Below are 11,370 nucleotides of genomic sequence, written 5' to 3' on the forward strand. Positions count from 1 at the left end.
ATTCCTGGAGGTTGTCTTGCTCAAGGACGCCACGGCCATCGTCGGTATCGGACAGACCGCCTTCGCGAAACAGCTCCCCGAGTCCGAGAAGGCCCTCGCCTGCCGGGCGATCCTCGCCGCCCTCGACGACGCCGGGATCGACCCTTCCGAGGTCGACGGCTTCGCCTCGTACACGATGGAGGAGACCGACGAGGTCGAGGTCGCCAAGGCCATCGGCGCCGGCGACGTCACCTTCTTCTCCAAGGTCGGCTACGGCGGCGGCGGCTCCTGCGCCACCGTCGGCCACCTCGCCGCCGCCATAGCCGCCGGGCAGGCGAGCGTCGGCATCGCCTGGCGGTCGCGGAAGCGGGGCAGCGGCCCCCGGCCCTGGACCAACACCGCCGCCCAGCTCGCCACCCCCGGCCAGTGGACCCGCCCCTTCGGGCTGCTCCGCCCCGCCGACGAGATCGGCATGCTCGCCCGCCGCTACATGCACGAGTACGGCGCCACCCGCGACCACCTCTTCAACGTCGCGCTCGCCTGCCGCAACCGCGCCAACCAGAACCCCGCCGCGATCATGTACGAGCGCCCGATGACCCGCGAGATGTACATGACCTCCCGCTGGATCAGCGAACCCCTCTGCCTCTTCGACAACTGCCTGGAGACCGACGGGGCGCTGGCCTGCGTCATCGTCTCCGCCGAACGGGCCCGCGACTGCCGCCAGAAGCCGGTGTACGTGCACTCCGCCGCCCAGGGCCTGCCCGCCCAGCACCACGGCATGGTCAACTACTGGAACGACGACCCGCTCTCCGGACCCGCCTGGACCGCCGCCCGACACCTCTGGAAACAGGCCGACTTCGGCCCCGAGGACGTCGACGTCGCCCAGATCTACGACGCCTTCACCCCGCTCGTCCCGCTCTCCCTGGAGGGCTACGGCTTCTGCGGGCGCGGCGAGGGCGCCGCGTTCACCGAGGGCGGCGCCCTGGAGATCGGCGGCCGGCTGCCCCTCAACACCGGCGGCGGCGGCCTCTCCGAGGCGTACGTCCACGGCTTCAACCTCATCAACGAAGGCGTGAAGCAACTCCGCGGCAGCTCCACCGCCCAAGTACCCGACGCCGCCACCTGCCTGGTCACGGCCGGCGAGGGCGTCCCCACCTCCGCGATCCTCCTTCGAGCCTGAGGAGCCGAGACACCCATGCCGATGCTGACACCCGTCGCCGACGAGGACGGCGCTCCTTTCTGGGAGTACGCCGCCCGGGGCGAGCTCCGCGTCCAGGCCTGCGCGGCCCCCGACTGCGGCGAGCTGCGCTTCCCGCCCCGCCCCTGCTGCCCGCACTGCCGCTCCTTCGACAGCGAGTGGCGGCTCATGTCCGGACGCGGCCGCATCTGGTCGTACGTCCTGCCCCACCCGCCCCTCCTGCCCGACTACGCCGCCCAGCCCGGGTACAACGCGGTCCTCGTCGAACTGGCCGAGGCCCCCCGCATCCGCCTCGTCGGCAACGTCGTCACCACCCCCGACGCACCCCTGAACTCGGTCGACCCGGGCCGGCTGCGCATCGGCGCCGCGGTGAAGGTCGCCTTCACCGAGGTCGACGGCGTCACCGTCCCGCGCTGGCTCCTGGAGCGCGGATGACCGTACGCGTAGAGCGCGACAAGGAGACCGGGGTCGCCGTCGTCACCCTCGACCGGCCGGAGAAGCACAACTCGATCACCCTGGACATGGCCCGCGAGCTCGCCGCCGCCTGGCGGGGGTTCCGGTACGAGGACGAGGTCCGCGCGATCGTCGTCACCGGGGCCGGAGGGCGGGCCTTCTGCACCGGCATCGACCGGGACGCCGTCGGGAACATCCCGCAGCCCTCGTCCCCGTACACGATCGACGACCCGCTCCTCACGATCGGCCCCAAGGCGAACGACCTGTGGAAACCGGTGGTCGCCGCCGTCGAGGGCATGGCGTGCGGCGGGGCGTTCTACCTGCTCGGCGAGGCCGAGTTCCTGGTCGCCGGGGAGAACGCCACCTTCTTCGACCCGCACACCACCTACGGGATGGTCAGCGCCTTCGAGACCATCCACATGGCCCAGCGGATGCCCTACGGGGAGATCGCCCGGATGGCCCTGATGGGCAGCGCGGAACGGGTCTCGGCCCGGCGCGCGTACGAGACGGGCCTCGTCTCCGAGCTGACCCCGGCCGGCGGGGCCCTGGAGGCCGCCGTGCGGGCCGCCGCCGTCATCGCAGGGCACCCGACCGAGGCCGTCCAGGGCACGGTCCGGGCGCTCTGGTCGGTCACGGAGCCGTCCCGCACCCCGGCCCTCGCCCACGCGCCGCACCTGGTCGCCCTGGGCAACCTGACGCCGGAGCGTCAGGCGGAGCTGTTCACCCGGCGGGGGGCGGGGTTCAGGACGAGGTAGCGGAGGGGGTCTCCGAGGGGATGTCGGTCGCGCCGGGCTCCTCGCGCACGTCGTACACCCAGCAGTTCTTCACCCGATCGACGGCCTTCGGGGTCTTCATCGCGACCTCGAAGGTCTTCGTCGCACCGCCCTCGACGGTGACGAGGGCCTCGGCCGAGTCCACCGCGGACCCCGACGCGCCCTTGAACTCCAGGGTCACCGCGAACGTCTCCGTGTACGCGCTCTTCGAGGTGATCCGCAGGGTCGCCGTGGTGTCCGCCTTACGGGCGGGCTTGCCCTTCCGCTTCCGCTGCGCGGGCTTCACGCAGTCGACGACCACGACCTCGGCCACCGCGCGGGAGGCCGTCGGGGTGGGCGCCGTCGCCTGCGACCCGGAGCCGCCCGAGCCGCTGTAGTCGTCGTTGCTCTTCTCGTCGCTGGAGCAACCGCCGCCCGAATCGTCGTCGTCCGAGTGACCGCGGCTCTTGCCGCTCTTGCTCTTCCCGCTGCCGCTGCCGCCGCCGCCGCCGCTGCTGCTGCCGTGACCTGTCTGGAATCCGGTCAGCGCGAGCACCACCACCGTGAGCGTCGCCGCCATCTTCAGGCGCGTGCGCACCATCGGTCCTCCCGTGTCTCCATGTCGTGTCCGCGCCACCCTAGGGGATGGCGCGTGCCGCCTGGCGGGCCCCCCGCACCCGGCGTAGCGTCGGGAGCGGGAGCCGGACCGCCAAGGAGGCCGATCGATGATCCGTAACGTCATCGGCTCGGTGCTGGCCCTCACCGGAGCGACGGCCGCCGTCTGGAGTCCCTTCCGTGCCTGGTACGACGGCCGTCACGGACGCGATTACGCGATCGACGAGCTGTTCACGGGCATCACGGACGCAAAGGCCGAGGTGATCGGCTCGATCCTGCTGCCCTTCGCCTTCGCCGCCCTCGTCACGCTCGTCGGGATCGCCCTCCGCTCCCGACTGCTCGTCGCCCTCGCCGGCCTCGTCGTCCTCGGCTTCACCGTCTTCTGGATGGTGCGGGTCGGCCAGGCCGAGGGGAGCCTCGTGATCTCCGGCGACGGCAGGGGACTGGGCGACGGTGTCGCGAACGCCTTCGGCGGCGGGGTCCTGCTGCTGATCGGCGCGCTCGTCATGTCCGGCCGGACCCGGCCGCACGGGACGCACCGGGTGGACCGGGGGGACCACGAGCCGCGGCCCACCCACCCCACGCTGGACGGTCCGCCGCCGGACGACCTGCCGCACGACCTCGGCGACGAGCCGCACCGCCACCCGCAGGCCTCGGCCCCGTACGCGGCCCCGACCCAGCCGTTCGACGTCCCGGTCCGGGACCCGGACCGGGACGGCCCGCCTCCGCAGGCACCGCCTCCGCCGGACAGGCGCTAGCCCCGGCGGGAAGCGGGCGTCAGCGCGGAGCCGACCCCCTGCCCGTGGCCGTGCCCTTGACCGCGTCGAGCGCGTACACGCAGCGGTCCTTGCTGCACGCGTACACGACTCCGCCCTTCGCCACCGGCGAGCCGGTGATCTCGCCGCCCGTCGCGAGCTTCCAGCGCAGCTGGCCGCCGGTCGCGTCCAGGGTGTACAGGACGTGGTCGGCGGAGCCGAAGTGCACCCGTCCGTCGGCGACGACCGGGGAGCCGACGAGCTCGCCGCCCGCCGCGAACCGCCACCTCGGGGTGCCGGTGACCGCGTCGAGCGTGTAGAGCGCGCTGCCGCTGCCGACGTGGACATTGCCGTCGGCGACGAGCACCGGCTCCGCCGACTGGCGCGGCTCGGTCGCGATCCGCCACCGGTCCTGGCCGGTCGTGGCGTCGAGCGCGTACACCGTGCCGAGGTGGTCGGAGAGGTACACGCCGCCGCCCGTGACGGCCGGTCCCGGGGCGAACGCGGGCGGGGAGAGGAAGACGGCGGGCGCCTCGAAGTGCCAGCGGACGTGTCCGGCGGCGATGTCGATCGAGAGGACCCGGGTGCCGGCGGAGACGTACACGCAGCCGTCCTCGGCCGGGGCGACCCGGATGGGCACGTTGGCGCAGGAGGCGGCGTCGCCGATCGGGTACGACCAGCGCTCCGCGCCCGTCCGGGCGTCGAGGGCCTGGAGCCGGGCCTCCCGCCACACGTACACGGTGTCGCCGTGCACGGCGGGCCCCGCCTCCGGGGTCTCGAAGTCGGTCTGGGCGCCGGTGATCTCCCACAGCTTGGCGCCGTTGGAGGCCTCCCAGCCCTGGACCCCGCCGCCGCGCGTCCCGGTGACGACCGTGCCCCGGTCGACCTGGAGGGAGTACACCCAGGCGTCCGTGTGCAGCCGCCAGCGCTCGCTGCCGTCGGTCGCGTCGAGGGCGTACAGCGTGGGGCCGTCGGAGGCGTGGATACGGCCCGAGGCGACGGCCATCGACCAGGCCACGTCCCGGGTCTTGAACTGGCGCCGGCCGCTGCCGGTGTCCAGGGCGTGCACCTCGAAGGAGGTCACGTAGAGCAGGTCGCCGTCGACGACCGGGGTGCCCCAGACGTCGTTCGACATCCGGAAGCGCCAGGGCCGCCAGGGGCCGGGCTCCGGCGGCTGCGCCGGAGCGGCGGCCTCACCCTGCGGGGGTACGGAGACGGGGCGGGAGCCGGGCAGCGGGCCGGGCTCGGCGCCGTGCGGGCCGCCGGCGGGCGGCCGGATCCAGCCGGTCGCCGGGCCCGCGTCGGCGCTCCGGCCGACGGCGAGCGCGGCCCGGGTGTCGGAGACCCGGGGGCCCGGTCCGATCGGGACGGTGGCGCCGCCCAGGCGGACGGGGCCGCCGGCGCTCTCGGCGGGACCCGCGTGCCGGCCGCCGAGGTGCGCGGGCTCGGGCTGTCGGCCGCCTTCGGCGTGCGAGGGCTGCGGGCCGCCGCCGGCGTGCGCGGGCTGCCGGCCGCCGGAAGGCCCGGGACCGGGCTCCGGGGAGCGCGGGTCGCCGGACCAGTCGGCGGGCTCCCGGGGCGGGCGCGGCGGCCTCGGCGGGGCGACCGGTCCGGGGACGGAGCGGCCGCCGTTGCGCCGCTCCTCGATCATGGCGGTGGCGGTGTGCGGCAGCCAGGCCGAGGCCGTGCCGCTGTCGTCGCTGCCGGGACCGAAGAGGTGCGGGGCGAGCTGGGCCTGGAGGTCGGCCGGGCTGGGCCGCCGGGTGACGTCCATCTGCATGCAGGAGTCGATGAGGGGCCGCAGCTCGTCGGGCAGGCCCTCCAGGTCGGGGCCCTCGCGGAGCAGCATGAAGACGGTCTCGACCGGGTTGGCGCCGTGGAAGGGCGCGTGGCCGGTGGCGGCGAAGACCAGCATGGAGCCCAGCGAGAAGACATCGCTCGCGCCGGTGACGCTGCGCGAGTCGCGGGCCTGCTCGGGCGACATGTAGGCGGGGGTGCCGACGGCGACATTGGTCATGGTCAGGCGCGTGTTGGAGACGCCCGACGCGATGCCGAAGTCGATCACCCGGGGGCCGTCCTCGACGACGAGGACATTGGAGGGCTTGAGGTCGCGGTGGACCAGGCCCGCGCCGTGGATGGACTGGAGGGCCTCGGCGACACCGGCCGCGAGCCAGCGCACGGCCTGGGCCGGGAGCGGCCCGCACTCGTTCACTATTTCTTCGAGGGAGGGCGCGGGGACGTAGGCGGTGGCCAGCCACGGCACGGCGGCCCGTGGGTCGGCGTCCACCACGGCGGCCGTGTAGAAGCCCGAGACCGCCCGGGCGGCCTCCACCTCCCGGGTGAAACGGACCCGGAACAGCTGGTCCTCGGCGAGCTCCGTGCGCACGGTCTTGATCGCCACGCGCCGGCCCGAGGCCGAGCGCGCGAGATAGACCAGGCCCATTCCGCCCGCGCCGAGCCGGCCCAGCACCTCGAAGGGCCCGATACGTCTCGGGTCGTGCTGCGTCAGCTGTTCCACTTGCCTGCCACCTCCCCGTACGGGCCATGAGGGTACGGCCCCGTGGCCCTGATTCTTCCTGTCCGAGGGCCTGGTTGCGAACCCGGGGGCGGATCGGGGTGTCACACCTCATATCGGTCCGGCCCGGTGGGGGGTGCGCGGATCCTCCCGGCCCGGACGGATCGGGGCGGATCAGGGCGTAGCGGCGGGTTCCGCGAGGACGGCGAAGCGGGCGCCCTGGTTGTCGTGGAGGACGGCGATGCGGCCGTGCGGGGTGTCGAAGGGCGGGGTGGCGACCCGGCCGCCGAGCCGGACGGTGGTCTCGCAGGCCTCGTCGCAGTCGTCGACGACGAAGTAGACGAGGATGTGGCCGGGCATCTCGGCGGGGAAGTCGTCGGTGATGACGGCCCGCCCGCCGAAGGCGCTGTCGTCGCCGGGGCGGGAGCCGGGGGGCGACCAGACGCGGTAGTCGAAGCCGGCCGACCTGCCCTCCTCGTCGGCGTCGGCCTGGCGGCCGAGGTAGCCGAAGACGGTGGCGTAGAAGGTGTCGACGGCGTCCGGCCGGCGGGTGTACACCTCCATCCAGCAGAAGGCGCCCGGTTCGTTCGTCTTCTCGAAGCCGTTGTCGTCGCCCGCCTGGCGGAGTCCGAAGACGGCGCCGCCGGGGTCGGCGGCGAGCGCGAGGACGCCGAACGGGCCGACGGGGTAGGGCTCCATGACCATCTGTCCGCCGGCGGCCTTGATCCGCTGGGCGAGGGTGCCCGCGTTCTCGGTGAAGAGGTAGACGGTCCAGGTGGTGGGCATGCGGCCGTCCCGCTTGGGGAGGAGCCCGGCGACCCGGCGCCCGTCGAGGAGGGCTTCGTCGCGATCGGGGTCGAAGGTCCAGCCGAAGAGCTCGCCGTAGAAGCGCTTGCCCGCTTCGAGATCGGGGAGCTGCGCGTCCACCCAGCACGGGGTGCCCTCAGTACGTGGCGCCATGGGTCCACGCTATGACGGTGTGGTCGGACCCGCACACCCCGATATGGGAACAAGTGGGCGATTTAGGGGCCTGGAACCCTTGGGGCGCTTGAGTTGTCCACCGAAGTTGTCCACAGGCTGTTCATAAGCCTATTCGGGTACGGGGCTCCCCCGGCCGATCCGATGACCCCCTCGCCCTGGCTTGAACCCGCCCCCGCACCCCGGGCCCCAGACCCTCCCCGACCTCCCGGAACGCCCCCGGAACCGGGCCGCACCCCATTTGCAGTCGGCCGAATCGCGCGCCGATCGCCCCTCGGTAAGCTGACGGCATGACAGGACAAGTACGCACCGTCGACGGCCGCGTGGCCGGACGACGCGGCCAGGCGACGCGGCAGAAGCTGCTCGACTGCCTCGGTGAGATGCTCAGCTCCTCGCCGTACCGGGACGTCAAGGTCATCGACGTGGCCCGGAAGGCGGGTACTTCACCCGCGACGTTCTATCAGTACTTCCCGGACGTCGAGGGTGCGGTCCTCGAGATCGCGGAGGAAATGGCCAAGGAGGGCGCCGGGTTGACCGAGCTGGTCTCCGGCCGCTCCTGGGTCGGCAAGGCCGGCTGGCAGACCTCCGAGGAACTCGTCGAAGGCTTCCTGGACTTCTGGCGCAAACACGACGCGATCCTCCGGGTCGTCGACCTCGGTGCCGCCGAGGGCGACAAGCGGTTCTACAAGATCCGCATGAAGATCCTGAACTCGGTCACCAACTCCCTCACGGACGCGGTGAAGGAGCTCCAGGCCAAGGGCAAGGTCGACAAGGACGTCAACCCTGCCGCCATGGCGGGCTCCCTGGTGGCGATGCTGGCCTCGGTCGCCGGCCACCAGAAGGGCTTCCAGACCTGGGGCGTCAAGCAGGCCGAACTCAAGCCGAACCTCGCCCTCTTGGTCCACCTGGGCATCACCGGCAAGAAGCCGACCAGATAGCCCCTACCCCCCTCCCTCCCCCTCCTTCACCCGTCCTGTCGTCGACGCCGACGGTGGTACCGCTCCGCCCCCACGGAGCGGAACCGCCGTCGGCGTCGCCGTTTCCGGGGCGACAGCCGGACCTCAGCGCCGGGTCAGCCGGAAGAGCCGGATCTCCCGCTCCACCCGCTGCTGGTACGTGGCGTACGGCGGCCAGAACACGAGGGCCGACTTCCAGGCCGCCGCCCGCGCCTCCCCCGCGAGGAGCTCCGCCCGTACGGGGATGTCCTCGCCCCGCCAGTTGACCTCGGCGTCCGGGTGGGCGAGGAGGTTCGCCGTCCAGGCGGGATGACCCGGGCGGCCGAAGTTGGAGCCGATGAGTAGCCAGCCGCCGTCCGGCTCCGGCATGCAGGCGAGCGGCGTCACCCGGGGCTGCCCGCTCTTCGCGCCCCGGGCGGTGAGGATCACCCCCGGCAGCATCCGGGCGCTGAGCAGCACCTTTCCCCTGGTCAGCCGGTGCACCGTCTTGTCCATCGCGGGGATGACGTGCGGGGCGATCCGGGCGAACGTCCTGGTCGAGGACACCTTCTGCATCAGTCTCACGCCGACGGGCATCTACGCCGCCACCTCTCCGAAGAGTCCGGTCCGTTCCGCCGCCCGGGCGCGCAGGCGCCGGGCGGGCCCGAAGAGCAGTTCGTCGGAGGCGGCCCGCTGGAAGAAGAGCCGTGCCTCCTGGTCCTCGGTGGAGTCGCCGCCGTGGAGCCGGGCGCTCTCGCCCGTCGTGGCGCGCAGTGCCTCCAGGGCCTGGGCGAGCGCGAGCGGCCCGCCCTCGGGTCCGGGCCCGGGCTCCCGGGCCGCGCAGTACGTCAGGGAGCGGGCGGCCTCGACCCGGACGTACAGGTCGGCGAGGGTGCCCTTGGCGGCCAGTGCCTGCGCCTGTGCCTGTGGCTGTCCGCGCGAGCCGAGGTGGGCGATCGCCCGGTCGAGCGCGGCGCCGGCCGCGCCCACCGCCTCGGCGGCGAGCATCACGGCGGCGGTGCGGCCGGTGGCGGCGAGCGCGCCGAGGACGTCGGCCGGTTCCTCGCCGAGGAGTTCGGCCTCGGCGTCCCGGAGTTCGACGCCGGCCTGGGGGCGGGTGGGGTCGAGGGCGGTCCGCCGGGTCCGTACGACCCCGGGGGTCCCGCCCTCCCGTTCCCTCACCAGGAAGAGAAGGGTGCGGCTGCGGGCGAAGCCGCCGGTGTGGGCGGCGACGAGCAGCAGGTCCGCGGTGTGTCCGTCGAGGACCTGGGCGGCCTCCCCGTACAGCCGCCAGCCCCCGTCCACCGCGCGCGCCTGGATCCCGCCGGCCCGGCCGCCGCCCGACCAGTGCTCCGCCGTGTTGTCGCCGGTCAGGCCGAGGGCGAGCGCGAGGGAGCCGCCCGGGACGGCGAGTGCGCAGGTCAGGCTCCCGTCGGCGATGCGCGGGAGGAGTTCGGCGCGCTGGGCGGGGGTGCCGAGGGCGGCGATGAGCGGGGCGGCGAGCACGGCGGTGGCGAGGAGCGGGGAGGGCGCGAGGGCGCGGCCGGTCTCCTCGCAGGCGAGGGCGAGTTCGGCGGACCCGCGGCCGGCGCCTCCGTACTCCGCGGGGAGAGCGAGCCCGGCGAGGCCGAGGGTGTCGGCCAGCCGGGCCCAGAGCCCCGTGTCGTACCCCTCGGGGCCGGCGGCGCGGCTCCCCCCTGGTCGGGCCCGTTCGGCGAGCAGGTCGCGCAGGGTGTGGCGGAACTTCTGCTGCTCCCCGGTGAGCGCGACTGCGAGCGCGACCTCGGGCGCGGTGGCGCGGGCGGCTGAGTCCGCTGCTGTGTCGGCGGCGTCCATGGAGCTCCCTCCGTATCTGACGGTGCGTCATGCTAGGGCGGTACGGTGCCGGTTGCCCAGAGAGACGCCGGTCCCGTTTCGACAAATCTGATGTACCGTCAGATTCATGCCCGCCACTCCACGCAGCCCCCGCCGCGTCGCCGTCGTCGGCGTCTCCCTCTCCGACAGCGGCCGCGTCGACGAGGCCACCCCGTACGCACTCCACGCCCAGGCCGCCCGGCGCGCCCTCGCGGACAGCGGCCTCGACCGCTCGCTGATCGACGGCGTCGCCTCGACGGGGCTCGGCACGCTCGCCCCGGTCGAGGTCGCCGAATACCTGGGCCTGCGCCCCCGCTGGGTGGACTCGACCGCCGTCGGCGGCGCCACCTGGGAGGTCATGGCCGCGCACGCCGCCGACGCGATAGCCGCCGGCCACGCGAACGCGGTGCTGCTGGTGTACGGCTCCACCGCCCGCGCCGACATCCGGGCCCGGCGCCGCACCGCGAACCTCTCCTTCGGCTCGCGCGGCCCTCTCCAGTTCGAAGTCCCGTACGGGCACACCCTGATCGCCAAGTACGCGATGGCCGCCCGCCGCCACATGCACGAGTACGGGACGACCCTGGAGCAGCTCGCCGAGGTCGCCGTGGAGGCGCGGGCGAACGCGGCGCTCAACCCCGAGGCGATGTTCCGCGACCCGATCACCGTCGACGAGGTCCTGGACGGGCCGATGATCGCGGACCCGTTCACCAAGCTGCACTGCTGCCTGCGCAGCGACGGCGGCTGCGCGGTGCTGCTCGTCGCCGAGGAGTACGTCAAGGACTGCCGGACGACCCCCGTCTGGATCCTCGGCACGGGCGAGCACGTCTCGCACACCACGATGTCGGAGTGGGAGGACTTCACGGTCTCCCCGGCGGCGGTCAGCGGCCGGCTCGCCTTCGAGCGGGCGGGGGTGACCCCGGCCGACGTCGACCTCGCCGAGATCTACGACGCCTTCACCTACATGACCCTGGTGACCCTGGAGGACCTGGGCTTCTGCGCGAAGGGCGAGGGGGGCGCGTTCTTCGGGGAGAAGGGCCGGCTGCCGGTGAACACGGACGGCGGCGGGCTCTCGGCCTGCCACCCCGGGATGCGGGGGCTGTTCCTGCTGGTGGAGGCGGTGCGGCAGCTGCGCGGGGAGGCGCCAGGACTCCAGGTGCGGCGGGCGGACGGCTCGCTCCCGCGGCTTGCGGTGGCCTCGGGGACGGGGGGCTGGTTCTGCTCCTCGGGGACGGTGGTGCTCGGCCGCGACTGACCCCGGCGCCCGACGTCGCCCCAAGAATCTATACAAGCGTCATAGACAGACGTGTAGGACATCCGTATAGTCATCGGTGCGGGC

General features: G+C 73.7%; 11 protein-coding genes. 6 read left to right on the plus strand and 5 right to left on the minus strand.

Translation table 11 applies throughout. The features are described from left to right. Positions 1-16 precede the first annotated feature (16 nt). Genes ACIBG6_RS29325 through ACIBG6_RS29335 form a run of 3 tightly spaced genes read left to right on the plus strand, consistent with a single transcriptional unit; the run spans position 17 to position 2,385 of the window. Positions 17-1,159, plus strand: coding sequence for a lipid-transfer protein (locus ACIBG6_RS29325; protein ID WP_399225673.1), 1,143 nt, complete (start codon positions 17-19; stop codon positions 1,157-1,159). Positions 1,160-1,180: 21 nt separating this feature from the next. Further along, positions 1,181-1,612, plus strand: coding sequence for an OB-fold domain-containing protein (locus ACIBG6_RS29330; RefSeq protein ID WP_317601909.1), 432 nt, complete (start codon positions 1,181-1,183; stop codon positions 1,610-1,612). Further along, positions 1,609-2,385: an enoyl-CoA hydratase/isomerase family protein gene (locus ACIBG6_RS29335; protein WP_399225674.1), complete on the plus strand. Its 777-nt coding sequence runs from the start codon at positions 1,609-1,611 to the stop codon at positions 2,383-2,385. Before ACIBG6_RS29330 ends, ACIBG6_RS29335 begins: the two co-directional genes overlap by 4 nt. Here the strand turns inward: ACIBG6_RS29335 and ACIBG6_RS29340 are convergent. Further along, positions 2,372-2,983, minus strand: coding sequence for a hypothetical protein (locus ACIBG6_RS29340; protein ID WP_399225675.1), 612 nt, complete (start codon positions 2,981-2,983; stop codon positions 2,372-2,374). The two genes, ACIBG6_RS29335 and ACIBG6_RS29340, sit on opposite strands and share 14 nt — an antisense overlap. A gap of 124 nt (positions 2,984-3,107) precedes the next feature. On the opposite strand from ACIBG6_RS29340, the gene ACIBG6_RS29345 reads away from it, so the two are divergent. After that, the gene (locus ACIBG6_RS29345; RefSeq protein ID WP_399225676.1) at positions 3,108-3,755 is read left to right on the plus strand and encodes a hypothetical protein; all 648 of its coding nucleotides are present in this window, start codon (positions 3,108-3,110) and stop codon (positions 3,753-3,755) included. A gap of 19 nt (positions 3,756-3,774) precedes the next feature. Here ACIBG6_RS29345 and ACIBG6_RS29350 read toward each other — a convergent pair whose 3' ends face one another. Beyond that, positions 3,775-6,270, minus strand: coding sequence for a PQQ-binding-like beta-propeller repeat protein (locus tag ACIBG6_RS29350; protein ID WP_399225678.1), 2,496 nt, complete (start codon positions 6,268-6,270; stop codon positions 3,775-3,777). A 171-nt stretch (positions 6,271-6,441) separates the two neighbouring features. Next, positions 6,442-7,227 (minus strand): VOC family protein, encoded by a 786-nt coding sequence (locus tag ACIBG6_RS29355; protein WP_399225679.1) that lies wholly within the window; start codon positions 7,225-7,227, stop codon positions 6,442-6,444. A 308-nt stretch (positions 7,228-7,535) separates the two neighbouring features. Here ACIBG6_RS29355 and ACIBG6_RS29360 point away from each other — a divergent pair, with 308 nt between their 5' ends. Continuing rightward, positions 7,536-8,183 (plus strand): TetR family transcriptional regulator, encoded by a 648-nt coding sequence (locus ACIBG6_RS29360; protein WP_017241026.1) that lies wholly within the window; start codon positions 7,536-7,538, stop codon positions 8,181-8,183. Positions 8,184-8,306: 123 nt separating this feature from the next. On the opposite strand, the gene ACIBG6_RS29365 is transcribed toward ACIBG6_RS29360, so the two are convergent. Both ACIBG6_RS29365 and ACIBG6_RS29370 read right to left on the minus strand, forming a co-directional pair. Then, complete coding sequence (locus tag ACIBG6_RS29365) at positions 8,307-8,777, minus strand: nitroreductase family deazaflavin-dependent oxidoreductase (RefSeq protein ID WP_399225680.1); 471 nt, start codon at positions 8,775-8,777, stop codon at positions 8,307-8,309. Continuing rightward, on the minus strand, positions 8,778-10,016 hold the full coding sequence (locus tag ACIBG6_RS29370) for an acyl-CoA dehydrogenase family protein (RefSeq protein ID WP_399225681.1): 1,239 nt from the start codon (positions 10,014-10,016) through the stop codon (positions 8,778-8,780). Positions 10,017-10,122: 106 nt separating this feature from the next. Here ACIBG6_RS29370 and ACIBG6_RS29375 point away from each other — a divergent pair, with 106 nt between their 5' ends. After that, positions 10,123-11,286, plus strand: a complete 1,164-nt coding sequence (locus tag ACIBG6_RS29375; protein WP_399225683.1) for a thiolase C-terminal domain-containing protein — start codon at positions 10,123-10,125, stop codon at positions 11,284-11,286. The last annotated feature ends 84 nt before the right edge of the window (positions 11,287-11,370 follow it).

Source organism: Streptomyces sp. NPDC050842 (assembly GCF_044456565.1).
In the GTDB taxonomy this organism is placed as follows: Bacteria; Actinomycetota; Actinomycetes; order Streptomycetales; family Streptomycetaceae; genus Streptomyces.